Annotated in this window: 21 protein-coding genes; 11 read left to right on the top strand and 10 right to left on the bottom strand. The window is 72.5% G+C overall.

Annotated elements, in window-relative coordinates; genetic code table 11:
• Positions 1 to 68: 68 nt before the first annotated feature.
• The 3 genes from ACFWB8_RS14795 to ACFWB8_RS14785 all read right to left on the bottom strand — a co-directional run bounded on the left by ACFWB8_RS14795 (position 69) and on the right by ACFWB8_RS14785 (position 7,736).
• Positions 69 to 3,212 (bottom strand): serine/threonine protein kinase, encoded by a 3,144-nt coding sequence (locus ACFWB8_RS14795; RefSeq protein ID WP_385225912.1) that lies wholly within the window; start codon positions 3,210 to 3,212, stop codon positions 69 to 71.
• 156 nt (positions 3,213 to 3,368) lie between these two features.
• Positions 3,369 to 5,867: a protein kinase gene (locus ACFWB8_RS14790; protein ID WP_385225910.1), complete on the bottom strand. Its 2,499-nt coding sequence runs from the start codon at positions 5,865 to 5,867 to the stop codon at positions 3,369 to 3,371.
• 162 nt (positions 5,868 to 6,029) lie between these two features.
• The gene (locus ACFWB8_RS14785) at positions 6,030 to 7,736 is read right to left on the bottom strand and encodes a glycerol-3-phosphate dehydrogenase/oxidase (protein ID WP_385225908.1); all 1,707 of its coding nucleotides are present in this window, start codon (positions 7,734 to 7,736) and stop codon (positions 6,030 to 6,032) included.
• A 289-nt stretch (positions 7,737 to 8,025) separates the two neighbouring features.
• Here ACFWB8_RS14785 and ACFWB8_RS14780 point away from each other — a divergent pair, with 289 nt between their 5' ends.
• Both ACFWB8_RS14780 and ACFWB8_RS14775 read left to right on the top strand, forming a co-directional pair.
• Positions 8,026 to 9,255: a nucleotide sugar dehydrogenase gene (locus tag ACFWB8_RS14780; protein WP_385225906.1), complete on the top strand. Its 1,230-nt coding sequence runs from the start codon at positions 8,026 to 8,028 to the stop codon at positions 9,253 to 9,255.
• Positions 9,256 to 9,428: 173 nt separating this feature from the next.
• Positions 9,429 to 10,199 (top strand): hypothetical protein, encoded by a 771-nt coding sequence (locus tag ACFWB8_RS14775; protein ID WP_385225904.1) that lies wholly within the window; start codon positions 9,429 to 9,431, stop codon positions 10,197 to 10,199.
• A gap of 69 nt (positions 10,200 to 10,268) precedes the next feature.
• Here the strand turns inward: ACFWB8_RS14775 and ACFWB8_RS14770 are convergent, their stop codons facing one another.
• From ACFWB8_RS14770 to ACFWB8_RS14755, 4 genes are all read right to left on the bottom strand, one after another.
• On the bottom strand, positions 10,269 to 11,393 hold the full coding sequence (locus ACFWB8_RS14770) for a GuaB3 family IMP dehydrogenase-related protein (RefSeq protein WP_385225902.1): 1,125 nt from the start codon (positions 11,391 to 11,393) through the stop codon (positions 10,269 to 10,271).
• Positions 11,394 to 11,540: 147 nt separating this feature from the next.
• Positions 11,541 to 13,049, bottom strand: coding sequence for an IMP dehydrogenase (gene guaB, locus ACFWB8_RS14765; protein WP_385225900.1), 1,509 nt, complete (start codon positions 13,047 to 13,049; stop codon positions 11,541 to 11,543).
• A gap of 125 nt (positions 13,050 to 13,174) precedes the next feature.
• Entirely contained in the window at positions 13,175 to 13,804 is a 630-nt protein-coding gene (locus tag ACFWB8_RS14760; RefSeq protein ID WP_356870938.1) for a sigma-70 family RNA polymerase sigma factor, read from the bottom strand.
• Between the two features lie 365 nt (positions 13,805 to 14,169).
• Positions 14,170 to 14,781, bottom strand: coding sequence for a response regulator transcription factor (locus tag ACFWB8_RS14755; protein WP_003948568.1), 612 nt, complete (start codon positions 14,779 to 14,781; stop codon positions 14,170 to 14,172).
• Positions 14,782 to 15,161: 380 nt separating this feature from the next.
• Between ACFWB8_RS14755 and ACFWB8_RS14750 the strand changes: the two genes are divergently transcribed.
• Complete coding sequence (locus tag ACFWB8_RS14750) at positions 15,162 to 15,488, top strand: WhiB family transcriptional regulator (protein ID WP_385225898.1); 327 nt, start codon at positions 15,162 to 15,164, stop codon at positions 15,486 to 15,488.
• A 228-nt stretch (positions 15,489 to 15,716) separates the two neighbouring features.
• Here the strand turns inward: ACFWB8_RS14750 and ACFWB8_RS14745 are convergent, their stop codons facing one another.
• A complete protein-coding gene (locus ACFWB8_RS14745; RefSeq protein ID WP_385225896.1) occupies positions 15,717 to 16,625 on the bottom strand; it encodes a LysR family transcriptional regulator in 909 nt (302 codons plus the stop codon).
• Between the two features lie 124 nt (positions 16,626 to 16,749).
• Between ACFWB8_RS14745 and ACFWB8_RS14740 the strand changes: the two genes are divergently transcribed.
• The 3 genes from ACFWB8_RS14740 (at position 16,750) to ACFWB8_RS14730 (ending at position 19,034) form a co-directional block, all read left to right on the top strand.
• Positions 16,750 to 17,487, top strand: a complete 738-nt coding sequence (locus tag ACFWB8_RS14740) for an MOSC domain-containing protein (RefSeq protein ID WP_385225934.1) — start codon at positions 16,750 to 16,752, stop codon at positions 17,485 to 17,487.
• A 9-nt stretch (positions 17,488 to 17,496) separates the two neighbouring features.
• Positions 17,497 to 18,270 (top strand): SDR family NAD(P)-dependent oxidoreductase, encoded by a 774-nt coding sequence (locus ACFWB8_RS14735; protein WP_385225894.1) that lies wholly within the window; start codon positions 17,497 to 17,499, stop codon positions 18,268 to 18,270.
• Positions 18,271 to 18,344: 74 nt separating this feature from the next.
• The gene (locus ACFWB8_RS14730) at positions 18,345 to 19,034 is read left to right on the top strand and encodes an ester cyclase (protein ID WP_385225892.1); all 690 of its coding nucleotides are present in this window, start codon (positions 18,345 to 18,347) and stop codon (positions 19,032 to 19,034) included.
• A gap of 115 nt (positions 19,035 to 19,149) precedes the next feature.
• Here ACFWB8_RS14730 and groL read toward each other — a convergent pair whose 3' ends face one another.
• Positions 19,150 to 20,778, bottom strand: a complete 1,629-nt coding sequence (gene groL / locus ACFWB8_RS14725; protein ID WP_385225890.1) for a chaperonin GroEL — start codon at positions 20,776 to 20,778, stop codon at positions 19,150 to 19,152.
• A gap of 133 nt (positions 20,779 to 20,911) precedes the next feature.
• On the bottom strand, positions 20,912 to 21,220 hold the full coding sequence (gene groES, locus ACFWB8_RS14720; protein WP_008739621.1) for a co-chaperone GroES: 309 nt from the start codon (positions 21,218 to 21,220) through the stop codon (positions 20,912 to 20,914).
• Positions 21,221 to 21,479: 259 nt separating this feature from the next.
• Between groES and ACFWB8_RS14715 the strand changes: the two genes are divergently transcribed.
• From ACFWB8_RS14715 to ACFWB8_RS14695, 5 genes are read left to right on the top strand one after another with little or no spacing between them, the layout of a single operon-like run.
• Complete coding sequence (locus tag ACFWB8_RS14715) at positions 21,480 to 21,989, top strand: hypothetical protein (protein WP_385225888.1); 510 nt, start codon at positions 21,480 to 21,482, stop codon at positions 21,987 to 21,989.
• Positions 21,990 to 21,999: 10 nt separating this feature from the next.
• Positions 22,000 to 22,701 (top strand): response regulator transcription factor, encoded by a 702-nt coding sequence (locus ACFWB8_RS14710; RefSeq protein WP_385225886.1) that lies wholly within the window; start codon positions 22,000 to 22,002, stop codon positions 22,699 to 22,701.
• Positions 22,694 to 24,055: a sensor histidine kinase gene (locus ACFWB8_RS14705; RefSeq protein ID WP_385225884.1), complete on the top strand. Its 1,362-nt coding sequence runs from the start codon at positions 22,694 to 22,696 to the stop codon at positions 24,053 to 24,055. Before ACFWB8_RS14710 ends, ACFWB8_RS14705 begins: the two co-directional genes overlap by 8 nt.
• A 57-nt stretch (positions 24,056 to 24,112) precedes the next feature.
• The gene (locus tag ACFWB8_RS14700; protein ID WP_385225882.1) at positions 24,113 to 25,360 is read left to right on the top strand and encodes an LCP family protein; all 1,248 of its coding nucleotides are present in this window, start codon (positions 24,113 to 24,115) and stop codon (positions 25,358 to 25,360) included.
• Entirely contained in the window at positions 25,348 to 26,742 is a 1,395-nt protein-coding gene (locus ACFWB8_RS14695; protein WP_385225880.1) for an FtsW/RodA/SpoVE family cell cycle protein, read from the top strand. The genes ACFWB8_RS14700 and ACFWB8_RS14695 overlap by 13 nt, the downstream gene beginning before the upstream one ends.
• Positions 26,743 to 26,745 lie beyond the last annotated feature (3 nt).

The raw sequence follows: 26,745 nt of genomic DNA, 5'->3' as shown, positions 1-26,745 counted from the left end.
GAACCACGCGGGGGCGGTGAGACAGCACTGTGACGCAATTGCCGTACTGATCCCCCGTCAGCCGGGCCTCAGCCACCCGACTTGTAACTGGCCGTGGCCTTCTCGAAGACTTCGGTGACCTTACCTTCCTGGTCCTGCGGCCCCGTGACCAGGACGATGTGATAGCTGCCGCCCAGCGCCACGACGAAATTGCGGGCCACGACGGACCGGCCGTTGCCGTCGATCCAGGTGTACCGGCCGGTGACGCGGAGCTGGTTGCCCACCTTGGTCGAGCGGATGTCGCTGACGCTGGACCAGGTGGAGGAGCGGTACGGGCCCAGCTCCGGCTCCTTGTCCTTCTGGTAGGTCGCCGGGTCGGGGTTGGCCCCCTCGGCCCTGTCCCGGCCGGGCACGACGGTCAGGGCGAAGTCCCCGTCGGTGTAGCGCACCTGCCCGGACTCGTTGACCCCGCGGCGCTCCCAGCCGTTGGGGACGGCGATCTCGAAGTGCTCGGCGTCCTGCTGGGTCGTGTACCCGGGCGGGGCCGGGGCGTTCGTCTGCGGCGCGGGCCGCGACTCGGGCGGGCTCGCCGACGGGGTCGGGCTCTTGGCGGGCTGCCGGGTCTGCGGGGTCTGCGGGGTCTGTTGCTGCACCGGCTGCTTGGACGCCGTGTCCTGCCGGTCCTGCTGGTCCGCGGCCCGGGGCATGAAGAACATCGCGTACGCCACGGCCCCGGCCAGCAGCGCCAGGATGCCGACGAGCAGGCTCCGGCCGAGGGAGCGGGGCCTGCGGGGGGCGGCGGGATTGCGGTGGCGGCCGTGCAGGTCGCCGCGCCGACGTACGACGGGCAGCCGCGCGGGATCCGGCTCGGGCATCGGGAGCACGCCGAAGCCGAGGCCGGCGCCGTCGGGCTCGGGGGCGGAGCGCACCAGGGAGCGCAGCCAGCCGCGGAGCTCCTCGAAGTCGGGCCGCTCGGTGGGGTCCTGACGCAGCAGGGACTCCACGACCGGGCGGAGCGGGCCGCACTCCTCGGCGAAGGCGGGGGGCTCGGCGCAGACCATCTCCACGAGCTCGGCGACGCTGTCCTCGGGGTACGGGGCATGGCCCTGCACGGCCCGGTACAGGAGTGCGCCGAGCGCCCAGAGGTCGGTGGCGGGCCCGACGGGCGCGGCCAGCTGCCAGTGCCCGTGCACCGGGCCGGCCTGCTCGGGCGCCCACCGCTCGGTGACGGCCCCGACCACGGCCATCCGCGTCTGCCGCGCCCGCTCGGCATCCAGCCCACTCCGCGGCCCCCCACCGGCCACACCACCGCCGCCCTGCGCCCCCCGCTGCTGACCGGCCCCCGGGCGAGACTCCCCGGCCTCGGTCCGGCCCCCGGCCGGATCGGCGCCGGCCTGCGGATACGCGGAGCCGACGCCCGGCTGAACACCCGCCGGGGCGCCGCCGACCTGCGGATGGCCGTACCCGGCGCCCGGGTGCGATTGCCCGGGGCCCCCGGGACCCGGCTGGGCGCCCGGCTGCGCGGAACCGACCTCCGGGTACGCGTACCCGGAGGTCGGGCGGGGCTGCTCGGGGCCCGGCTCGGGGCCCGACGGCGCGGGCCCGGGCTGCGGATGGCCGTGGCCGGCGGCCGGGTGGGCTTCCGGCCGGGTTCGGCCTAAGGCGTCCAGGGCCGAGCCGGCGGCGGGGGGCGGGGGGTCCGCCTGGCGGTAGCCCTGCGGGAGGGCGAGTTGTGCGGGCAGGGCGGGGCGGCCCGGAACCGCGGCCGGCGCCGTCGGGCTCGGTGGCAGAGTCGGGGTCGGGGTCGGAGTCGGGGTCGGAGTCGGAGTCGGGGTTCCGGCCGGGGCCGCAATCGCGGCCGGGGGCGGGGGCTGGTTCTGGGGCGGCTCCGGCGGCTGCGGGCGGCGCGGGGTGGCGCCGTGCCAGCTCGCTCCCGCTCCCGGGCCGCCGTACGGGTACGAGTACCCCTGCGGGAGGTTCGACCCCTCCGGGCGCTGCTCGGGGGCGGGCCCGGAATCCGGTCCGGCCTTGCGCTGCTCGGCGATGCGGGCGGCGGCCTGCGCACCGGCGCGGTACGCCGCGATCGCCCCGGCCCGCGCGGCTGCCTTCAGATCGGGCCGGCTCTCACCGCTCCCGGGGGTGATGTGGTCGTTGTACCGCGGCCCGGTGTCGTACCCCGGAGCCACGAGCGGCGCGTACCCGGGCGCCCCGGTCTCCGGCCCCCGCACGGCCAGGCCGGCCTCCGCTCCCGCACCGGGAAGCCCCCCGGACCCCGCCCCGAGCCCGTCCACCGCACCGGCACTCCCGTCGGGACGCCACTCCCCCGCAGCCCCACCGCCACGCCCGTCGGGGCCCGCCCCGGGCCACTCCCCGGCCGCCGCACCCGGCACCACGTCAGGGCCCGGCCCGCGCCGCTGCCCCGGAGGCAGTTCCGGGCCGCCGCGAACCGCCGGCGCAGCCGCAGCCGGGTCGAAGTCGCGCGCGTACGCCGCGGCGCGGACCGCGGGAGCGGCGGCCGGGCCGTCGGGGGCCGGTCCGGCCTGGGCCGGGGGCGGTTCCGTGGCCGCGCCCGGGAGCCCGTCGGGACCGGGCCCGAGCGGCTGCGCGGCCACGGCGTAGCCGCCCCAGCCCGCGCCACCGCCGGAGGCGTCCGGTACCGGGTCGTACCCGCACAGCGCTTCCTCCGCCGCGCCCGCGGCCAGCCCGGTCAGCACGACCCGCCCGTCCTCGCAGATCAGTACCGTCCGCATCGTGATGTTCCGGTGCGTCCAGCCGTGCGCGTGCAGCACCCGCAGCGCGGTCAGCACGTCGGACGCCACCTCCGCCGCCCGGTACGGGCTCAGCGGTTCGTCGGCGACCAGCGCCGCCAGCGGCCTGGCCGGGACCAGCTCGCTCACTATCCACAGCGACCCGCCCTCGGCGAACACGTCGAAGACCTGGTCCAGCCTCGGATGGTCCGGCACGGACGCGGCCGCCTGCGCCGCGGCGATGGCCCGCCGCACGGCGGGCAGTTCCCCCGCCGGGCGCCGCCCGGCCACCGGCCCGGCCGCGGGCCCCCGCGTCCCGTCCAGCAGCTCCGCGTCGACGACCTCCGGCAACGGCACCTGCCGTACCAGGACTTCCTGCCCGCTCCGCGTGTCGAAGGCCCGGGTCTCCAGCAACTCGTACTCGTCGGACGGCGGCAGCGGCAGACGGTACCGCTCGGCCAGGATCCGGCCCGCGTAGTCCTCCACTTCGCCTCCCCCGAGTGCGGTGGGCCCCCCATGGCCCCGCAGCCACGATACGACGCCCGGGCCGCCCGCGTCCCGGGCCTGACAAGGCTCGCTCGGGTCAGCCGTCAGCCGACCGCAGACCGCCGCTGTCAGCCGACCGCCGCCGACCGCCGGACGTCACCCCAGCGACTGGAAGGTCTGGAAGGCGACGTTGCGCATCTGCGTGCACTCCGCGCCGTCCCACTGGTCGGCGACGCAGCTGATCATGATGGCGTAGCCGTGCTTCGCGTCCAGCTTGAACCCGCGGTTCAGCACTCGGACCCGCTGGCCCTTCTGCTCCCGCTCGAACTCCCAGTCGGCGACGGTCGGGTAGCCCCGGTAGTCCACCACGTCGAGCCGGATCAGGTGGTAGTTCTTGCTGCTCCCCGCCGTGGACGGAGCCAGCTCGGCCCACGCGGCGCGGGCGTCCTCGCCCGGCTTGCCGTTGTAGTCGACCTGGATGCGCGGGAAACCGCCGTCGCGGTTGTATATCCCGCCCGAGTTGTCCCCGGCTATGTCCGCCAGCTTGAAGCCCTCGGGCATCGCCATCGAGAAGTGGAACCCGGGGTCCGTCACGACGGCGTACCCGGGCGGAAGACCCGCCCCGGCGCCCCCGGGCGTGGCGCCCTGGCCCTGGCTGCTCTGCCCCGTCGTCTGCCCCTGGCCCTGGCCTTGCCCCTGGCCCTGGCTCTGGCTCGTGTTCCCGCCCGGCGTCTGCCCCTGGCTCGGGGTACTGCCGCCGCCGGAGGCGCCGTTGGACTCGGGCGTCTTCGCGGAACCGCCCGGCGACGGGCTGCCGGCCGCGGTCGGGTTCTTGCCGCCGTCCTTGCCCTCCTGGCCGTCCTTGTCGTCGCCGCTGACCGCGTACGCGATGAGGGAGCCGATCACGGCGAGGACGACGATCACCCCGGCTATCGCCAGTGCGATGGTCCGGCGCTGCATGACGTCGGTGAGCGGCGCCGGGACGGGCGAGGGCCGCGAGGCCGGGGCCTCGGCGGCCGTGGCCGCCGCCGCCGCGGCCGCGCTCGCCGCCGCGGCCTTGCGGGCCGACTTCAGCGCCGCGCGGGCCCGTTCGCGCTGCTCGCGCTCGCGCCGGTCGCGCTCCTTCTTCTCCGTCTTCTCGGTCGCCCGCTCGGCCGCCTTCGCGGCCTTCTCTGCAGTCGCCTTCTCCGCGGCCTCGTTGGCCTCGGCGAGGGAGATCTGCCGGGTCTCCTCGGCGGCCGGGGTCGCCGCCGGGGCCGGCTCCTCGGGTGCGTCGATGACGGCGGTGAGCATGGCCCGCGCGCGGTTGTCGTCGAGACGGCGGGCGGGGTCCTTGGCGAGCAGGCCGTAGATGACCTCGGTCAGCGGTCCGGCGTTCTTCGGCGGGTCCACCGGCTCGGTCATCACCGCGGTCAGGGTGGCGAGCGCGGAGCCCTTGTCGTACGGGGGCACGCCTTCGACGGCGGCGTACAGCAGCCCGCCGAGGGACCACATGTCGGCGGGCGGGCCGGGCTTCTGGCCGCGGGCGCGCTCGGGCGAGATGTACGAGGGGGCGCCTACGAGCATGCCGGTGGAGGTGACGGAGGGGTCGCCCTCGACCTGCGCGATGCCGAAGTCGGTGAGGATGACGCGGCCGTTGCCGTGGTCGGCTATGAGTACGTTGGAGGGCTTCACGTCGCGGTGCAGGATGCCCTGGCCGTGCGCGGCGCGCAGCACGTCGAGCACGGCGAGGCCGACCTCGGCGGCGCGGCGCGGGGTCAGCGGGCCCTGCTCGCGTATGAACTCCGCGAGCGACGGGCCCTCGATGAGCTCCATGACGATCCACGGGCGGGCGTCTTCGTCGACGACGTCATAGACAGTGACGGCGCCCCCGCTGCGGATGCGGGCGATGGCCTTGGCCTCGCGGAGGGTACGGGTGATGAGCCGGCGCTTCTCGTCCTCGTCGACCCCGGTGCTGAACCGGAGTTCCTTGACGGCGACCGTACGGCCGAGCATCTCGTCCTCGGCACGCCACACGGTGCCCATGCCGCCCTTGCCGAGCACTTCGCGCAGCCGGTACCGCCGCGCGAGCAGCCGCCCCTCGTCCTGCCCGCCGGCAGCCTTGGCCGCAGCCGCCTTGACGGCAGCCGCCACCGCGTCGGCCTTCTCCACAACAGGGTTGGCCCCGGGCTTGGCCGCGGCCTTCACCGCAGGGGCAGGCGCAGACGCAGGCTTCGCGTCTTCGGGCTCCGCGGACGCCGATACGGGCTTACGCGCCGCCGGCACACCACCAGCCGCCTTCGCGGCCCCGCCCGCGCCCTTGCCCACCGCGGGCGCAGGCTTCGCGTCTTCCGGCTCCGCCGATGCAGCCGTGCCGGCAACACCCGGCTTCGCGGCCGCGGGCCTGTCCGGCTCCGGCTTCGCCGCACCCGACTCCGCGGCCGCGGCCTTCGTCAGGTCGGCCTTCACCGGCTCCGGCTTCGCCGCAGGCGCCCCGGCAGACGGCTTCACAGCATCCGCCGCGGGCTTGCCCAGGTCCGGCTTCGCCGCAGGGGACGCGGCAGGCGACCCGGCAGGCGACTCAGACGACCCCGGCGCCGCCGACCCAGGCTTTGCCCGGCCCTGCTGCGCCGCAGGCGACTCGGCAGGTGACTCGGTGTGCTCCGGCTTCGACATGCGTCCCCTCTGCGATCGTGCCGCCTGCTCCGGCTGCCCCGCTGCCCCGGCAGCCCCGGCAGAACCCGCGCGGTAACCCGCCCCGGCAGAACCCTCATTGTTCCTCACTCCGCAACGGACGGGAGCCCCGGGGCCGCCGGTTCCGCCTTCCGCATCGCGGAGTTACAACGGAACGATGTCAGGCGCCCCCAGCCGGGCCGCGTCCGCCGTCTGGTCGTCGGGCTGGCGCTGCGATTCCCGCTCCGCCTGCACCCTCTTTTCGTAGTGCTCCACTTCTTTCTCGATCTGCTGCTTGTCCCATCCCAGCACCGGCGCCATCAACTCCGCGCACTCCCGCGCCGACCGCGTCCCCCGGTCGAAGGTCTCGATCGAGATCCGCGTCCGCCGCGTCAGCACGTCGTCCAGGTGCCGCGCCCCCTCGTGCGACGCCGCGTACACCACCTCCGCCCGCAGGTAGTCGTCCGCGCCCGTCAGCGGCTCGCCCAGCCCCGGGTCCCCCGCGATCAGTTCCAGCAACTCCTCCGTCAGCGACCCGTACCGGTTCAACAGGTGCTCCACCCGGACCACATGAAGGCCCGTCCGCGCCGCGATCCTCGCCCGCGCGTTCCACAGCGCCCGGTACCCCTCGGCCCCCACCAGCGGCACGTCCTCGGTCACGCACGGCGCCACCCGCTGGTCCAGCCCGTGCACGGCCTCGTCCACCGCGTCCTTGGCCATGACCCGGTACGTCGTGTACTTGCCGCCCGCGACCACCACCAGCCCCGGCACCGGGTGGGCCACCGTGTGCTCGCGCGAGAGCTTGCTCGTCGCGTCCGACTCCCCGGCCAGCAGCGGCCGCAGCCCCGCGTACACCCCCTGGACGTCGTCCCGCGTCAGCGGCACCGCCAGCACCGAGTTCACGTGCTCCAGGAGGTAGTCGATGTCCGCGCTCGACGCCGCCGGGTGCGCCTTGTCGAGGTCCCAGTCGGTGTCGGTGGTGCCCACGATCCAGTGCCGGCCCCACGGGATGACGAACAGCACCGACTTCTCGGTCCGCAGGATCAGCCCGGTGCTCGAATGGATCCGGTCCTTCGGTACGACCAGATGGATGCCCTTCGAGGCGCGTACGTGGAACTGCCCGCGCTCCCCGATCAGCGCCTGGGTGTCGTCCGTCCACACGCCCGTCGCATTCACGACCTGCTTCGCGCGGATCTCGTACTCTCCGCCGCCCTCGACGTCCTGCACCCGCGCCCCGACCACCCGCTCGCCCTCGCGCAGGAAGCCGACCACCCTCGCCCGGTTGGCGCAGTGCGCCCCGTACGCCGCGGCCGTCCGGACCAACGTGGCGACGTACCGCGCGTCGTCCATCTGGGCGTCGTAGTACTGCAGGGCGCCCACCAGCGCGTCCTTGCGCAGCGCCGGCGCGATCCGCAGCGCGCGCGTCCGCGACAGGTGCCGGTGCGTCGGCAGCCCCCGCCCGTGGCCGCTGGACACCGACATCGCGTCGTACAGCGCGACGCCCGAGCCGGCGTAGAAGCGCTCCCAGCCCTTGTGCTGGAGCGGGTAGAGGAAGGGCACGGGCTTGACCAGGTGCGGGGCCAGCCGTTCAAGCAGCAGGCCGCGCTCCTTCAGCGCCTCCCGCACCAGGGCGAAGTCGAGCATCTCCAGATAGCGCAGCCCGCCGTGGATCAGCTTGCTGGAGCGGCTGGAGGTGCCGGACGCCCAGTCCCGCGCCTCCACCAGCCCCGTCGCGAGACCCCTGGTCACGGCGTCGAGGGCGGTACCGGCCCCCACCACGCCCGCGCCGACCACCAGCACGTCCAGTTCCCGCTCGGCCATCGCGGCGAGCGCCTCCGCGCGCTGCGCCGGCCCCAGTGTCGCTGTCCTCACGGCTGCCTCCCGTTGATGCGGATGTCCCGCCTGATGCGGATGTCCCACTCGATGCAGGTGTCCCCGCCCGCTGCGGGTGATCCCGCTCACATCGCCCGTTCATGATTCTGACCGGCCGCACCGACATCAGCCACCGCCTGTGGACAACACAACCGTGGCCACCACCCCGCAATGCGACATATCTGTCATATATACGCCTAGTCTGACATTGCGCCAGCTCCACTCATCCACAGGACTTGCGCGCACCGCCCCCTCGTGCATGTCAGGGAAGGGAAGGGCCGGCACCCCCATGCCCGCAGATCTCGCCGTCATCGGACTCGGCCATCTCGGTCTCCCGCTCGCCCAGGCAGCCGTCGCCGCCGGGATCGAGACGGTCGGCTACGACAGCGGTCCGGCCACGGACTCCACCCTCACCGCCGCCGAGATCCGCCGCATGTCGGCGGCCGGCTTCCGGATCACCACCAACCCCGCCGAACTCGGCCGGGTCCGCACCGCCGTCATCTGCGCCCCGACCCAGCTCGGCGCCGACCGCGCGCTCGACCTCTCCTCGGTCGGCGAGGCCGGCCGCACGCTCGCCGCACGGCTGCGCCCGCACACCACCGTCATCCTCGAATCGGCCGCCCACCCGGGGGTCACCGAGGACTACCTGCGGCCCATCCTCGAAAGCGGCTCCGGACTGCTCGCCGGCCGGGACTTCCACCTGGCCTACTCCCCCAGCCGCCTCGACCCGGGCAACCGCACCCACGGCGTCGCCAACACCCCCAAGGTCATCGGCGGCCTCACCCCCGCCTGCACCGAGTCCGCGCACGCCTTCTACGCCCGGCTCACCGAGAAGGTCGTCCGCGCCCGCGGCCTGCGCGAGGCGGAGACGGTGCAGCTCCTCGAAACGAACTACCGGCACGTCAACATCGCCCTCATGAACGAGATGGCCGTGCTCTGCCACGACCTCGGCGTGGACCTGTGGGACGTCATCCGCTGCGCCGAGACCAAGCCGTACGGGTTCCAGGCCTTCCGCCCCGGCCCCGGGGTCGGCGGCCACGGCGTCCCGCTCGACCCCAACTACCTCCCCCACACCACCCGCACCCCCGGTCACCCGCTTCGCATGGTCGGCCTGGCCCAGGAGATCAACAACCGGATGCCGCAGTACGTCATCCAGCGCTCCGCCACCCTGCTCAACGAGCACGGCAAATCCGCCCGCGGCGCCCGGGTCCTGCTGCTCGGGGTCACCTACAAGCCCGACCTGGCCGACCAGGAGGGCTCCCCGGCGAGCGAGATCGCCAGCCGCCTGCTCGACCTCGGGGCCCTGGTCAGCTACCACGACCCCTTCATCGCCGGATGGCGCGTACGGGACCGGCCCGTCCCCCGCGCCGAGTCGTTGTACGAGGCCGCGGCCAACGCCGACCTGACGATCCTGCTCCAGCACCACCGCACGTACGACCTCCAAGGCCTCGCGGTGAAGGCCCAGCTGCTGCTCGACACCCGCGGCGCCAGCCCCGTGGGCGCGGCCCACCGGCTCTGAGGCCGGGAAATACCCCCTGTGGATGTCGGACACGGCTGCTAGCCCGCGCCGGCAACATCGGCCTCGGCGTCGTCGCCGCCGTCGTCGCGGCCCTGGTCACCGCCGGCATCTACGGCGCGATCACCGGTGCCACCAAGTACCAGGTCGGCTACGCCGCCGTCGGTGTCGGCTTCGTGATCGGCTTCGCCGCGGGCAAGCTGGGCGGCACCGCCATGAACCTACTGCTGCGCCACCGCAACCTGACCGTCGCCGAGGCGAGGGCCGAGATCGAGGCGGTCACCGTCGAGGACCTCCACCGGGTCGCGCGCGCCGTCTGGGCCGACGCGCTGGTGCAGGTGCCCGGCCGCGCCGTGGACTGGGCGGGGCTCACGGCCGCGCCCGCCGCCTCCCCGGAGGTCGTCACCGGACGTCGCTACTCCGCGGTCGAGGAGCCCGGCGTCACGCTGATCGTGGGCTCCGACGGCATCAGCGTGGTCTCGCCGGGCAACCAGGTCACCGTCCGGTACGCCGAGTGCTCCCTGCTCCAGGTCTACCCGGACGGCGCCCGCCACCTCGTCGGCCACGACGGCTTCACCATGACCGTCGAGCCGACCCTGTACGGGATCACCGCGGCCGAACTGGCCCCGCTGGACGCGGCCGTACCGGCCTCCGCGGTGGTCCGCATGCCGCCCCGCGACCCGGCGCGGATCCCGCAGCCGGACAAGCAGGGCGGTGCCTGGTCCGGGCGGAACGCACGCGCCGTCGCGCGCACCGTCGGGTTCTGGCTCTTCGGCGTCCTCACCGTCGTCCTGGCCGTCGCCACGGCCCTGACCGTCTTCGAAGAGACCGATCACGAGATCAATCCGCAGGGCGCGGACTGGGGCGTGATCCGCGTCCTGGTGCTGCTGGCCGGAGGCTGCGTCGCCGTGTGGCACCACCTGTTCCGCGAGCGCCGCAAGGGCTGACCGCCCGCAAGACGCCGAAGGGCCGGCACCCCGCGGGGTGCCGGCCCTTCGTACGTGCGGTGGAGCGGGTCAGCGGCTGTGCTGCGAGTCCGCGATCGTGACCTCGACCCGCTGGAACTCCTTGAGCTCGCTGTAGCCGGTGGTGGCCATCGAGCGGCGCAGCGCGCCGAAGATGTTCATCGAGCCGTCCGGGGTGTGCGACGGGCCGGTGAGGATCTCCTCGGTGGTGCCGACCGTGCCGAGGTCGACCTTCTTGCCGCGCGGCACGTCCTCGTGGACGGCCTCCATGCCCCAGTGGTTGCCCTTGCCGGGCGCATCGGTGGCACGGGCCAGCGGGGAGCCCATCATCACGGCGTCCGCGCCGCAGGCGACGGCCTTGGGGATGTCCCCGGACCAGCCCACTCCGCCGTCGGCGATGACGTGCACGTAGCGGCCGCCGGACTCGTCCATGTAGTCGCGGCGGGCCGCGGCCACGTCCGCGACGGCGGTGGCCATCGGGACCTGGATGCCGAGGACGTTGCGCGTGGTGTGCGCGGCGCCGCCGCCGAAGCCGACCAGGACGCCCGCGGCGCCGGTGCGCATCAGGTGCAGGGCCGCGGTGTAGGTGGCGCAGCCACCGACGATGACCGGGACGTCGAGCTCGTAGATGAACTGCTTGAGGTTCAGCGGCTCGGCGGCGCCGGAGACGTGCTCGGCCGACACGGTGGTGCCGCGGATCACGAAGATGTCCACGCCCGCGTCCACGACGGCCTTGGAGAACTCGGCGGTGCGCTGCGGGGAGAGCGCGGCGGCCGTGACGACGCCGGAGTCGCGCACTTCCTTGATCCGCTGGCGGATCAGGTCCGCCTGGATCGGGGCGGCGTAGATCTCCTGGAGCCGGCGGTTGGCGGACTCCTCCTCCAGCTCCGCGATCTCGTCGAGCAGCGGCTGCGGGTCCTCGTACCGGGTCCACAGGCCTTCGAGGTTCAGCACGCCGAGCCCGCCGAGCTCGCCGATGCGGATGGCGGTCTGCGGGGAGACGACCGAGTCCATGGGGGCGGCCAGGAACGGGAGCTCGAAGCGGTAGGCGTCGATCTGCCAGGCGATCGAGACCTCCTTCGGGTCTCGCGTGCGGCGGCTGGGGACGATGGCGATGTCATCGAACGCGTACGCCCTGCGGCCGCGCTTGCCGCGCCCGATCTCGATCTCAGTCACGTGTGGTGGCCTTTCCTCTGGGTCTGCCCGTCCAGTATCCCCGAACCCCGGCGGCCCGCGTTCCGGTGACCGCTGTACGGACGCACGCGCGGGCACGGCGAAGGGGCGGGCCCGAAGCGGACCCGCCCCTTCATACGATCACACCGTTCAGCCCTTGCGGGAGTAATTCGGGGCCTCGACGGTCATCTGGATGTCGTGCGGGTGGCTCTCCTTGAGGCCCGCGGAGGTGATCCGTACGAACCGGCCGCGGTCCTGGAGCTCCGGCACCGTGCGGCCGCCGACGTAGAACATCGACTGGCGCAGGCCGCCGACGAGCTGGTGCACGACCGCGGAGAGCGGGCCGCGGTAGGGCACCTGGCCCTCGATGCCCTCGGGGATGAGCTTGTCGTCGCCGCCCACGCCCTCCTGGAAGTAGCGGTCCTTGGAGAAAGAGCGCTGGTCGCCGCGGGACTGCATCGCGCCGAGCGAGCCCATGCCGCGGTACGACTTGAACTGCTTGCCGTTGATGAACAGCAGCTCGCCCGGGGACTCCTCGCAGCCCGCGAGCAGCGAGCCGAGCATCACCGTGTCGGCGCCCGCGACCAGGGCCTTGGCGATGTCGCCGGAGTACTGCAGGCCGCCGTCACCGATGACCGGGACGCCCGCGGCCTTGGCCGCCAGCGCGGCCTCGTAGATCGCGGTGACCTGCGGGACGCCGATGCCGGCGACGACGCGGGTGGTGCAGATGGAGCCGGGGCCGACGCCGACCTTGATGCCGTCGCAGCCGGCGTCGATGAGCGCCTGGGCGCCGTCGCGGGTGGCGACGTTGCCGCCGATGACGTCCACCGTGGAGTTCGACTTGATCTTGGCGACCATGTCGCCGACCAGGCGGGAGTGGCCGTGGGCGGTGTCGACGACGATGAAGTCGGAGCCCGCCTCGATCAGGGCCTGGGCGCGCTCGTACGCGTCGCCCGCGACGCCGACGGCCGCACCGACGAGCAGCCGGCCGTCCTTGTCCTTGGCGGCGTTGGGGTACTTCTCGGCCTTGACGAAGTCCTTGACCGTGATGAGGCCCTTGAGGAGGCCCGCGTCGTCGACCAGCGGAAGCTTCTCGATCTTGTGGCGGCGCAGCAGCTCCATGGCGTCCACGCCGGAGATGCCGACCTTGCCGGTGACCAGCGGCATCGGGGTCATGACCTCGCGCACCTGGCGGCTGCGGTCCGACTCGAAGGCCATGTCGCGGTTGGTGACGATGCCGAGGAGCTTGCCGGCCGGGTCGGTGACCGGGACGCCGGAGATGCGGAACTTCGCGCAGAGCTCGTCGGCCTCGCGCAGCGTCGCGTCGGGGTGCACCGTGATCGGGTCGGTGACCATGCCGGACTCGGAGCGCTTGACCAGGTCAACCTGGTTGGCCTGGTCGGCGATGGAGAGGTTGCGGTGCAGGACGCCGACGCCGCCCTGGCGGGCCATCGCGATGGCCATGCGGGCCTCGGTGACCTTGTCCATGGCGGCGGAGAGCAGCGGAACGTTCACACGGACGTTGCGCGAGATGAGGGAGGAGGTGTCGATGGCGTCAGGCGACATGTCCGACGCGCCCGGCAGCAGCAGCACGTCGTCGTAGGTCAGTCCGAGCGTGGCGAATTTGTCGGGTACTCCAGTCGAACCGCTGTCAGTCATGACACCTTCCCAAATGGTCTTGCTCAGCGCGGATGTCCATGCTAACGGGATCCCGCAGCGTCTCATTCCACGACCAAGGTCAACCGGAAGTTTCGTAGTTTCCTACGACGCCTCCTGTGTCGAGGCTACTGTTCGGCGAGCGCGCGCAGCCGGCTGAGGGCCCGGTGCTGGGCCACTCGCACCGCCCCGGGCGACATCCCGAGCATCTGCCCGGTCTCTTCGGCGGTCAGCCCGACGGCCACCCGCAGGACGAGGAGTTCGCGCTGGTTCTCCGGCAGGTTGGCCAGCAGCTTCTTGGCCCACGCGGCGTCACTGCTCAGCAGCGCCCGCTCCTCCGGCCCCAGCGAGTCGTCGGGCCGCTCGGGCATCTCGTCGGAGGGCACGGCCGTACTGCCCGGGTGCCGCATGGCGGCCCGCTGCAGGTCCGCGACCTTGTGCGCGGCGATGGCGAAGACGAAGGCCTCGAAGGGGCGCCCGGTGTCGCGGTACCGCGGCAGGGCCATCAGGACGGCGACGCAGACTTCCTGCGCCAGGTCCTCGACGAAGTGACGAGCATCACCCGGAAGTCGCGACAGCCGCGTACGGCAATAGCGGATGGCGAGGGGGTGCACGAAGGCGAGCAGGTCGTGCGTGGCCTGCTCGTCGCCGTCCACCGCACGGCGTACGAGCGCGCTGACAGCCCCGGCACTGCCGCCTTTGGCGGCGCCGGTGGGGCCTGTGGCCGCGGGTGACCCCAGGGCCTCGTCGTCGCGCATCAATCCATGGTGCCTTGGCGCCGGAGCATTCGCGGCACTGCGGCCCGTGTTGTGCATCGAAGCGTTATGCGGAGCGGGTGCGCCGGTACTCATCGTCTGCGCCCTCCCCTCCCGCTCGGCCGAACTGTCCCCACACCCTCAAGGATGCGGCATCGCGCACGAAGCGACACGCCCCTTGGATTGTGCCCCGCCGATCCCGGGTGCGCACCGGGTACGACAGGACCGCCGGGCGACACCGGGCGGACCCGAGTGCGGCACCAGCTCGCCGCCCCGCCCGCCGATGGCGGACGGGACTGCTCCGGGCGGCCGGTGACCAACGGACGGGGGGACGGGGCCGGGGCGGACGGGCCCCGGATCGGCGGACCCTAGCGGACCAGGCCCCAGCGGAACCCGAGCGCCACCGCGTGCGCGCGGTCCGAGGCGCCCAGCTTCTTGAAGAGCCGGCGGGCGTGCGTCTTGACGGTGTCCTCGGAGAGGAAGAGCTCGCGCCCGATCTCCGCATTGGACCGGCCGTGGCTCATGCCCTCCAGCACCTGGATCTCGCGCGCGGTGAGCGTGGGCGCCGCGCCCATCTCGGCCGAGCGCAGCCGGCGCGGGGCCAGTCGCCAGGTCGGGTCGGCGAGGGCCTGGGTGACCGTGGCCCGCAGTTCGGCGCGCGAGGCGTCCTTGTGCAGATAGCCCCGGGCGCCGGCGGCGACCGCGAGGGCCACGCCGTCCAGGTCCTCGGCGACCGTCAGCATGATGATGCGGGCGCCGGGGTCGGCCGAGAGCAGCCGGCGAACCGTCTCCACACCGCCGAGCCCGGGCATCCGTACATCCATCAGAATCAGGTCGGAGCGGTCGGCACCCCAGCGGCGGAGGACTTCCTCGCCGTTGGCAGCCGTCGTCACACGCTCGACGCCGGGCACGGTGGCAACCGCGCGACGGAGCGCCTCTCGGGCAAGCGGGGAGTCGTCGCAGACGAGGACGGATGTCATGACCGCCCTCCGCAGCTGCTGATGCGCGTCACCTTGAGCCTCCAGGCTGGTACGTATCGTCACCTGTGCGATCGATGCCCCCGGACACCTGTCCGAGAACTTCTTGGTTCAACCGCACTCGCTCTCTCAACGATGGTCACTCGAAAGAGTTACGGGTCGGACGGACACCTTCGGCACTCTACGTGAGGAAGCGATCACGGCGCGGGCGCCACTCGTCGCGGCGTCCTCCATCTGGAGCTATGCCCTATTTGGCGGCTTTTCTTCCGTTTGGCATGTGTCTGAGGCTAGATTCCCAATGAGTCATATTTACATCTACTACGACAGTAGGTGTGGAGACATTGACCGTATCCGCCTCAGTACCGGCACCAAGAGGACTACCAATGGCAGATTTCTCCCGCCTCCCCGGACCGAACGCCGACCTCTGGGACTGGCAGCTGCTGGCTGCCTGCCGCGGGGTCGACAGCTCCCTCTTCTTCCACCCGGAAGGCGAGCGGGGTGCGGCCAGGAGCGCGCGCGAGGCCTCGGCTAAAGAGGTCTGCATGCGTTGCCCGGTGCGTTCGGAATGCGCCGCGCACGCACTCGCCGTCCGCGAGCCCTACGGGGTGTGGGGCGGCCTCACCGAGGACGAGCGCGAAGAGCTGATGGGCCGCGCCCGGCACCGCCTGATCCCCGCGTCGACCGTGATCGGACCGATCGCTCCGCACTAGCCGCCGTCGAAGCGTCCGAAGGAACGTTTCTTCCCCTCGTCGCGAGTCCCGGGCCCGGGACGCCACCCGATCGGCCGTACCGCCGTACGGCCTCCCTCGTGGCGGGCCGCCCCGGTGCTCGCACCCGCTCCGGCCGTACGCATCACCCGTACGCCTCACTCGTACGGGCGCACCTCGCCCGGCGCGGCACCCGGCGTGTCCGCACGCGCGCCGGGCCGCCGGCCGGCTTCAGCGCGCCGCGGCCCGCTCCAGCTCGGCCACGGTCGCGGCCACGGCCGGCACCCGGGCCAGGTCGGGCAGGGTCAGCGCGACCACCTCGCGCTCCACGGCCGGCTCCACCACCAGGGTGCTCACGCCCTTGGCCCGTACGGACTCCACCGCCAGCTCCGGCAGCACCGCGACCCCGAGCCCGGCGCCGACCAGCCCGACCACGGCCGGATAGTCGTCGGTGGCGAAGTCGATGCGCGGGGTGAAGCCCACCCCCTCGCACACCTCCACCAGGTGGCGCCGGCACCGCGGGCAGCCCGCGATCCAGGGCTCGTCCGCCAGCTCCGCCATGCCCACCCGCCCGGCCCCGGCCAGCCGGTGGCCCTCAGGGACCAGCCCGACGAGCCGGTCGGTCAGCAGCGGCCGGACCACGAGGTCCTCCCACTCGGCCGCGGAGCCCAGTCCGTCACCGTCCCCGCCGTACCGGAAGGCCAGCGCCACGTCACAGTCGCCCTCGCGCAGCATCTCCACCGAACGCGGCGGCTCCGCCTCGACCAGCGAGATCCGGGTGCCCGGGTGCGCGGCGCGCATCGCCGCCAGCGCGGTCGGCACGAGGGTGGAACTGCCGCTGGGGAAGGACACCAGCCGCACCCGGCCCGCGCGCAGCCCGGCGATGGCCGCGACCTCCTCCTCCGCGGCGGTGAGCCCCGCGAGGATCCCGGCGGCATGCCGGACCAGCGCCTCACCGGCCTGGGTGAGGCGCATCTCGCGCCCGGCGCGGATGAGCAGCGGGGTGCCGGCCGACTGCTCCAGCGCCTTCATCTGCTGGGAGACGGCGGGCTGGGTGCAGCCGAGCTCGCGGGCGGCGGCGGAGAAGGACCCGGTCCCGGCGACAGCGCGCAGAACCCGGAGATGACGTGCCTCGATCACCCTCCGAGAATAAGGCCTACTTTGACCGGCGAGCGAATATCCCAGTGCCGCTTTGAGGCGGCTGAGTTAGCGTCGGGCCATGCCACCGATGCCATCCGTGCCCTCCATCGCCCCCACCCCCTCCATGCGCCTCGTCTCCGTCAACGTCGGCCGCGCGACCCCGTCCGAGCACACCGACGCCACGGGCGGACTGACCGGCATAGGCAAGCGCCCCGCGCCCGGCCCGGTCCGCGTCTTCGCCCCGGGCCCCAAGGGCGTCGCGGCGAGCGGGGTCGAGGGCGACGACGTCTGCGACCTGCGCCACCACGGCGGCGACCACCAGGCCGTGTACGCGTACGCCCGTGAGGACCTGGACTGGTGGGAGCGCGAGCTGGAGCGCGACCTGCCCGGCGGGATCTTCGGCGAGAACCTCACCACGTCGGGCCTCGACGTGAACGGCGCACTGCTCGGCGAACGCTGGCGCATCGGCCGGGACCTGGTCCTGGAGGTGGCCTCGGCCCGCATCCCCTGCCGGACCTTCCAGGGCGCGGTCGGCGAGAAGGCATGGGTCAAGCGGTACACGCGGGCCGCCCGCCCGGGCGCGTACCTGCGGGTGATCGAGGAGGGGGCGATCACCCCCGGCGACAGCATCGAGGTGATCCACCGTCCGGACCACGAGGTGACGGTGGGGTTCTGGTTCCGGGCCTTCACCACCGAGCGCGCACTGCTCCCGCGCACGCTGGCGGCGGGCGCGGCGATGGAGCCGCAGGCGCACGAGATCGTACGGACGTACGTGGAGAAGTACGGTGCGCGGGACGGGAAGCAGGCACCCGACGGGGCCGGTGGCGGGACACCGCGCGGGGCCGTCACCCGGGGCGGCTAGGTTGCGCGTATGACGACTGCGTTGATTACGGGATCCACGGCGGGCATCGGCGCCGCCTTCGCCCGGCGGCTCGCCGCCCAGGGCCACAACCTCGTACTGGTGGCCCGCGACACCAAGCGGCTCGGCGAGCAGGCCACCGAACTGCACGACCGGCACGGCATCGAGGCCGAGGTGCTGGCCGCCGACCTGTCCACCGACGAGGGCATCGCGGCGGTCGAGGCGCGCCTCGGCGACCGCACGCACCCGGTGGACCTGCTGGTCAACAATGCGGGCTTCGGCAACAAGGGCCGGTACCTGGAAGTCTCCATGGCCGACGAGCTGACCATGCTGAAGGTGCACATCGAGGCCGTGCTGCGGCTGACCTCGGCGGCCACCGAGTCCATGCGCTCGCGCGGGCGCGGCGGCGTGATCAACGTGGCGTCGGTGGCGGCCTTCGTACCGCGCGGTACCTACGGGGCGAGCAAGGCGTGGGTCGTGCAGTTCACGCAGGGCGCCGCGAAGGACCTGGCCGGGTCCGGGGTGCGGCTGATGGCGCTGTGCCCGGGCTTCGTGCGCACCGAGTTCCACCAGCGGGCGGGCATGGGAACGGACAACATCCCCGGCTGGCTGTGGCTTGACGCCGACAAGCTGGTGGCGGCGGCACTGGCCGATCTGGCGCGCGGGAAGACAGTGTCGATCCCGGACCCCCGGTACAAGGCGCTGATGGGCGTGGTGAAGCTGACGCCGCGCGGGCTGCTGGGCGGGGTGTCCTCGCGCACGGGCCGCAAGTACGGGCCTCAGTAACGCGCCGCCCGATCGGCCAAGTGGGCGAAATCTCCCTAAAATGGACATGTCCGCATCCAGCCCGGGAGACCGCCATGACATTCGTACAGATAATCGATTACAAGACCAGTCGGCAGGACGCCCTCAACGAGCTGCTCGACCGGTATGTCTCGCAGAGCCAGGGCAAGCGCACCGTCACCCACAGCATCGTGGGCCGGGACCGCGACGACGAGACCCACTACATGGACTTGGTCGAATTCCCCTCGTACGAAGACGCCATGGCGAACTCTCATCTCCCGGAGACGGACAAGATGTTCCAGGAGATGATGGCCCTCTGCGACGGGATGCCCAGCTTCACCAACCTGGACGTCGTCCGGGACGAGCACCTCAACACGATGCTCGTGAACCGGATGTACGAGGACGTCGCGATGAAGGGCGACATGTCCGTCATCGAGGAGATCTTCGCGGAGGACTACCGCGACCACGACATCGGCAACCCCGAGGACAAGGTCGGACGCGCGGGCATCCGCGAGGACGTGGAGGGGTGGCGGTCCGGCTTCGACTTCAGCTTCAAGCGGGACGCCCAGATGGCACAGGACGACTACGTCACCACCCTGTGGACCTGGACCGGCAAGCACAAGGGCGAGTACATGGGCATCGCCCCGACCGGCAAGACCTGCACGATGACCGGAACGACGGTCTTCCGGTGTGAGGACGGAATGATCAAAGAAGGCTGGTGGCACTACGACGCCATGGGCCTGATGCGGCAAATGGGCGCCATGTAGCCCTCACGCACGCGCCCCCCACGCACCTTCACGCACCCTCAGACACGCACCCTCAGACACGGGAAGGCCCCGCTCCGCATATGCGGAACAGGGCCTTCCCCAGTGCGGTACGCGATCAGTGGCTGTGACCGTGGCCGTGGCCGTGACCGGCGTCGCCCTCGTCCTCGGCCGGCTTCTCGACGACCAGGGTCTCGGTCGTGAGCAGCAGGGAGGCGATGGAAGCGGCGTTCTCCAGCGCGGAGCGGGTGACCTTGACCGGGTCGATGACGCCGGCCTTGACCAGGTCGCCGTACTCGCCGGTGGCGGCGTTGAAGCCCTGACCCTTGTCGAGCTCGGCGACCTTCGCGGTGATGACGTAACCCTCGAGACCGGCGTTCTCGGCGATCCAGCGCAGCGGCTCGACGGCGGCGCGGCGCACGACCGCGACACCGGTGGCCTCGTCGCCGGACAGGCCGAGGTTGCCCTCGAGGACCTTGACGGCGTGGACGAGCGCGGAGCCACCGCCGGAGACGATGCCCTCCTCGACCGCGGCGCGGGTCGCCGAGATGGCGTCCTCGAGGCGGTGCTTCTTCTCCTTGAGCTCCACCTCGGTGGCGGCGCCGACCTTGATGACGCAGACGCCGCCGGCGAGCTTCGCCAGGCGCTCCTGCAGCTTCTCGCGGTCCCAGTCCGAGTCGGTGGACTCGATCTCGGCCTTGATCTGGTTGACGCGGCCGAGGACCTCGTCGTGGCTGCCGCCACCGTCGACGATGGTCGTGTCGTCCTTGGAGATGGTCACGCGGCGCGCGGAACCCAGTACGTCCAGACCGGCCTGGTCGAGCTTGAGGCCGACCTCCTCGGCGATGACGGTGGCACCGGTGAGGGTGGCCATGTCCTGGAGCATCGCCTTGCGGCGGTCGCCGAAGCCGGGGGCCTTGACGGCCACGGCGTTGAACGTGCCGCGGATCTTGTTGACGACGAGGGTGGAGAGCGCCTCGCCCTCGACGTCCTCGGCGATGATCAGCAGGGGGCGGGAGCCGCCGGCCTGGATGACCTTCTCGAGGAGCGGCAGGAGGTCCTGGATGGAGGCGATCTTGCCCTGGTTGATCAGGATGTACGGGTCGTCGAGGACGGCCTCCATACGCTCCTGGTCGGAGACCATGTACGGCGAGAGGTAGCCCTTGTCGAAGGCCATGCCCTCGGTGAACTCCAGCTCCAGGCCGAAGGTGTTGGACTCCTCGACGGTGATGACACCGTCCTTGCCGACCTTGTCCATCGCCTCGGCGATGAGCTCGCCGACCTGCTGGTCCTGCGCGGAGAGCGCGGCCACGGCAGCGATGTCGGACTTGTCCTCGATCGGGCGGGCGGTCGCGAGGAGCTCCTCGGACACGGCCTTGACCGCGGCGTCGATGCCCTTCTTCAGGGCGGCCGGGGAAGCGCCGGCGGCGACGTTGCGCAGGCCCTCGCGGACGAGCGCCTGGGCCAGCACGGTGGCGGTGGTGGTGCCGTCACCCGCGATGTCGTTGGTCTTGGTCGCCACCTCCTTCACGAGCTGGGCGCCCAGGTTCTCGTACGGGTCATCCAGCTCGACCTCGCGGGCGATGGTGACACCGTCGTTGGTGATGGTGGGGGCGCCGAACTTCTTGTCGATGACGACGTTGCGGCCCTTGGGGCCGATCGTCACCTTGACCGTGTCGGCCAGCTTGTTGACGCCGCGCTCGAGGGCGCGACGGGCGTCCTCGTCAAACTTGAGAATCTTCGGCATGGGAGCGGTTCAGCCCTCTCGTTGCGATCCCCGGCCGCTCACCGCGACCGCCTAGAACGAACTACGCCCCTCGCCGCCCGGCATCAGCAGGGGTGACCAGGGGCGTAGCTCAAAACAAAACTGGAGAAGTGACTTACTTCTCGACGATCGCGAGCACGTCGCGGGCCGAGAGGACGAGGTATTCCTCGCCGTTGTACTTCACTTCGGTGCCGCCGTACTTGCTGTACAGCACGACGTCGCCGACGGTGACGTCCAGCGGGAGACGCTGGCCGTCCTCGAAGCGGCCCGGACCGACCGCGAGGACGACGCCCTCCTGGGGCTTCTCCTTCGCGGTGTCCGGGATGACCAGGCCAGAGGCCGTGGTCTGCTCGGCGTCGAGCGGCTGGACCACAATGCGGTCCTCAAGCGGCTTGATGGCAACCTTGGAGCTGGTGGTCGTCACGATCCGACCTCCCCCTTCGGAGATCCGGGGTTAACTGTCTGAGGTGGCGACCAGGTCGATCCGTCGTCGCGGGTGCCGGACCTGCCTGTCGCTGTGTTGGCACTCACCAGGGGCGAGTGCCAGACGCGAGACTATTCCGGCGATTAGCACTCGGTCAAGCGGAGTGCCAATTCACGACCGTCGGCGTTGCGCGGACCGGGCCCCGCAGCCCGTGTAAATCCGCGCGCGCGGACGACTCGTGGGCGCTACTGTCCGCGCCATGACCAGGAAAAACTCCGGTGTGCGGTGGGTGCACGCCCTCCCGATCGCCGTCGGCCTCGCATGCGGGATCTACGCGTTCTCATTGGCCGTACCGCGGCTCGTGACCCAGCTGACGGGGGTGGAGGGCACCTTCCGCGCGGAGCGGTGCACCTGGGAGGGGACCTCGCACACGGACCGGCGGGCGGCGTGCGAGGGGTCCTTCACCGCGTCCGACGGATCGTTCACGATCCTCCGGATCGATGCCGAGACCCCGTTCGACACCCCTCCGACCGAACCGGTCGCCTCCCGGGTCAGCGGCCCGTCGGCCGACCAGGCCGTACGCCCGGGCATAGCCGGCTCGCTGGCACCCATGGGCCTGGGCCTGGCAGCCCTCGCCTTCCCGGCCTGGGCCCTGACCGCGGCCACCCGCGACGTCCTCGCCCGGCGCCGCGCCGCAGCCGCCGGACCGGCGCCGCTTCCGGACCCGCCGCCGATCGGGGCGACGCCGGGGGACGCGTCCGATATGTGACGCTGGAGCGATGCGCATCCTCGTGGTCGAAGACGAAGTCGGCCTCGCCGAGTCCCTGCGGCGCGGCCTGTCCGCCGACGGGCACTGGGTCGAGGTCGCCCACGACGGCCACCGCGGCCTGGAACTCGCCCTCGCCGGCGGAGCCACGGGCGGCGGCGCCGGGTACGACGTCGTCCTCCTCGACCTGATGCTCCCCGGCCTCACCGGCTACGAGATCTGCACCCGCATGCGCGCCCAGGGCGACCCCACCCCCGTCCTGATGCTGACCGCCAAGGACGGCGAGTACGACGAGGCCGAAGGCCTGGACTCCGGCGCCGACGACTACCTCACCAAGCCGTTCTCCTTCGTCGTCCTCGCCGCGCGCCTGCGCGCACTCGCCCGCCGCGCCGGCGCCCCCGACCGCGGCGCCACCCTCCAGGCCGGCGACCTCGTCCTCGACCCCCAGGGCCGCCGCTGCCGCCGCGGCGCGCAGGAGATCGAGCTGACCGCCCGCGAGCTCGCGGTCCTCGCCTGCCTGATGGAGCAGCCCGGCCGGGCCGTCGCCAAGCAGGACATCCTCGACGTGGTCTGGGACACCCCGCACGGCATCGACCCGAACATCGTCGAGGTCTACGTCTCCTCGCTCCGCAAGAAGATCGACGCCCCCTTCGGCCGCCGCTCCATCCTCACCGTCCACGGCACCGGCTACCGGATGGCGCCCGACGGTGGTTAGGACCGTCCGCGCCCGCGCCGCCGCGGCCGCCGCCCTCGCGATGGCCGCCGTCCTGGCCGCCGGCGGGCTGTGGCTCTACGCCCTGCTGCGGGCCAACCTGCTGGAGAACACCACCGGCCGCACCGAACTCGCCGCCCGCAAGGTCGCCGCCCAGCTCGACACCCGCGCCCTCCCGCCCGGCGCCCGGATGCCCGCGCCCGAAAGCGGGGTGGACCTGGTCCTCGTACGGGACGGGCAGGGCCGCACCGTCAACAGCACGGCGAGCGCGCCCAAGGACTCCCCCGACTTCGGGGAGCTGCGTCCCGGGCCCGGGCAGGACTCCCGCTCGGCGGTGCTGCCCGCCGCGCGCCCCGGCGCGGAACGGCGCGTTGTCGTCGTGGTCGAGTCCCCCGGCCCGCCGGGGGCGCACGACCCGCACTTCGTGTACGCCATGACGGTGCTCGGCGACGTCGACGACGCGACCCGGGCCGTCGCCGTCGGGCTGCTCGCCGGCTCGCCCCCGCTGATCGCCTTCGCGGCGGCCCTGGCCTGGTGGGTGGCCGGGCACGCGCTGCGCCCCGTCACCGCGATCCGCACCGAGCTGGCGGCGGTCACCGCGAGCGAGCTGGACCGGCGGGTTCCGGACCCGGGCGGCGCCGACGAGATCGCGCAGCTGGCCCGCACGGTCAACAACACGCTCGACCGGCTGGAGCGCAGCGACGCCCGGCAGCGGCAGTTCACCGCCGACGCCTCGCACGAGCTGCGCAACCCCCTCGCGGCCGTCCGGTCCCGGCTGGAGGTGGCGCTGGCCATGGACCGCCCCGACCGGGAGTCGGTGGCGGCCGCGCTGGCCGACACCGAGCGGCTCCAGCGCATCGCGGCCGACCTGCTGCTGCTGGCCCGGCTCGACGGCGGGCCGGCGCCGCGCACCGAGCCGGTGGACCTCGCGCTGCTGGCCGCCGAGGACGCGGCGCGGCGCCCGCACCCCCGGGCCCGGCTGCGGCTGGACGCGCGGGCGCCCGTACCGGTGGCCGGGGATCCGGCGCGGCTGGAGCGGGCGCTGGCCAACCTGGTGGACAACGCCCTGCGGTACGCCCGTGCGGAGGTGGTCGTACGGGCCGCCGCCGAGGACGGCTGGGCGGTGCTGGAGGTCGTGGACGACGGCCCGGGCATCCCGCGGGCCGACCGGGACCGGGTCTTCGAGCGGTTCGTACGGCTGGACGCGGACCGGGGCCGGGCCAGCGGCGGGAGCGGGCTGGGCCTGGCCATCGCCCGGGAGATCGCGCGGGCGCACGGGGGCGACGTACGGGCGCTGCCGGCGCCCGCCGGGGGCGCGCGGATGGTGCTGCGCCTGCCGGGGCGCGCGCGGACCTGAAGGCGGATTCAGGACCTTCAGGTCTCCTTCAGCCCCGCGCCCCCAGCATCGACAGGCATGACTGCGCAACGGAGGAAGACCAGCCGCCGAAAGCCGCCGACACGCCGCCGCAGGCTCATGCGCACGCTGCTGATCACCGGGTGCGCGCTGGCCGTGATGGCGGGCGGCGGCGCCTGGTACGTGTACAAGGACCTCGTCTCCAGCATCGGCAGCTCCAAGGCGTTGGAGGGCGCCGAGAAGTCGAAGCACGGCGATACGAACATCCTGCTGATGGGCCTGGACAGCCGCCGCGGCCAGAACGGCGAGGACCTGCCGAAGGAGATCCTCGAAAAGCTGCACGCCGGCAACAGCTCGGCCGTCGGCGGGTACAACACGAACACCCTGATCCTGCTGCACGTCCCCGGCGACGGCGGCAAGGCGAAGGCCTTCTCGGTGCCGCGCGACAACTTCGTCACGCTGTACGGCGTGCCGGGGTTCACCGGGAAGAGCAAGATCAAGGAGGCGTACGGGCTGGCCAAGGCCAAGCGCGAGGACCAGCTCTCCGTCCAGGGGGTCAAGGACAAGCGGCAGCTGGAGCACGAGGGCCGCGAGGCGGGGCGCAAGGCCGAGATCGAGACGGTGCGCAACTTCCTGGGCGTCCCGATCGACCACTTCGCCGAGCTGAACCTGGCCGGTTTCTACCACCTGGCGGGCGCCCTGGACGGCGTACCGGTGTGCCTGAACAAGGCGACGAAGGACTCGTTCTCGGGGGCCGACTTCCCGGCCGGCAAGCAGACCCTCGACGGCGCGCAGGCCCTGGCCTTCGTGCGGCAGCGGCACGGTCTGACCATGGGCGACCTGGACCGGACGAAGCGCCAGCAGGCCTTCCTGGCGGGGGCGACGTACAAGCTGAACCAGGCCGGGACCTTCACGGATCCGGTGAAGCTGCTCAAGCTGGTCAACATGGCGAAGGAGGACGTGGTGACCGATCAGGGATGGGATCTGCTGTCCTTCATCAAGCAGGCGAAGAACCTGTCCGGGGGCAATGTGGACTTCACGACACTGCCCATCGAGGGGTTCGCGAGGAACCATGGCGCCGAGATAAACGTCGTAGACGATATGAAGATAAAGCGCCTCATTGCCGAGCAGATAGGACCCAAGGGCACTGCGAGCCCGAGCGCGCCGGGCGCCGCTCCCTCCTCACCGGGGACGACCGCACCGGGCAAGACCGCTCCCGGGACGAACTCTCCCGGGACGACCGCACCCGCGCCCGCGGGCAAGCCGAGCCCCGCGATTGACGGCGGCGGCGTCCCGTGCGTGGACTGAGGCTCCAAACGACGTCGGGCGCCCGCCGCCGCACCGAAGCCCTGCTGCTGGCCTTCGTCGTCGCCATAGCCGTTTTCGGCCATGTCTCCGCGGGCCTGGCGATGAACAACGCGCTGCCGCCCAACCTCGCCGGCTTCACGGTGAGCCTGTCGCTGCTGGCGCTGGTGGGTCACCTGGGCATCCGCCGGTTCGCGGCGTACGCGGATCCGCTGATCTTCCCGCTGGCCATGCTGCTGACCTCGCTCGGGCTGGTGCTGCTGCACCGCCTCGACCAGGGGTACATCGAGCGGTACGGGTCGGTGGCGAACGCGCCGGGACAGTTGCTGTGGACGGTGGTCGGGGTCGCCGCCTGCATCGTGGTGGTGGCGCTGCTGCGTGACCACCGGCTGCTGCAGCGGTTCATCTACATCACGATGGCCGTCTCGCTGGTGCTGCTGATCGCCCCGGCGCTCTTCGGCGCGGACGCGTACGGCGCCAAGCGCTGGATCAAACTCGGCGCGCTCTCCTTCCAGCCCGGCGAGTTCGTGAAGCTGACGATCGCGGTCTTCTTCGCCGGCTATCTGGTCGTCCACCGGGACTCGCTGGCCCTGACCGGCCGCAAGTTCATGGGCATGCGGCTGCCCCCGATGCGCCAGCTCGGCCCGATCGTCACGGTGTGGATCGTCTCGATGCTCGTGCTGGTCTTCGAGCGCGACCTCGGCACCTCGCTGATCTTCTTCGGCGTCTTCGTGGTGATGCTGTACGTCGCGACCGAGCGCACCAGCTGGGTGGTCTTCGGCGTGTTCATGGCGGCGGTGGGCGCCTTCGCGGTCGGCTCGACCGAGCCGCACGTCAAGGCCCGCGTGGCCGCCTGGCTGGAGCCGCTGTCGTACTACTGGAAGGACCGCCCGCCGGGGGTCACCTCGGACCAGTCGGCGCAGGCGCTGTTCAGCTTCGGCACCGGCGGCATCTCCGGCACGGGCCTCGGCGTGGGCCACCCCGAGCTGATCGCGTTCGCGGGGCGCAGCGACTTCATCCTGACCACGGTCGGCGAGGAGCTCGGCCTGGCCGGGGTCATGGCCGTGCTGCTCCTGTACGCGCTCCTCGTGCAGCGGGGCCTGCGGATGGCACTCGGCGCCCGCGACCCCTTCGGCAAACTCCTGGCGGTGGGCCTGGCCTCGGCGCTGGCCCTCCAGGTCTTCGTGGTGGCGGGCGGCGTGACGGGCCTGATCCCCCTGACCGGCAAGGCCCTGCCCTTCCTGGCGAAGGGCGGCTCGTCCCTGCTGGCCAACTGGATCATGATCGCCCTGCTCCTGCGCATCAGCGACAGCGCGGAGCGCCAACGCGAGGCGGACGCACGGGACCCGGTGGAAACGACGATCACGCCGGCGGTGACGGTCTAAGGA

It is taken from the genome of Streptomyces sp. NPDC060031, from assembly GCF_042736805.1.
Taxonomy (GTDB): domain Bacteria; phylum Actinomycetota; class Actinomycetes; order Streptomycetales; family Streptomycetaceae; genus Streptomyces.
Note: the sequence above shows the minus strand (reverse complement) of the source record. Positions and strands in the feature narration are given on the sequence as shown.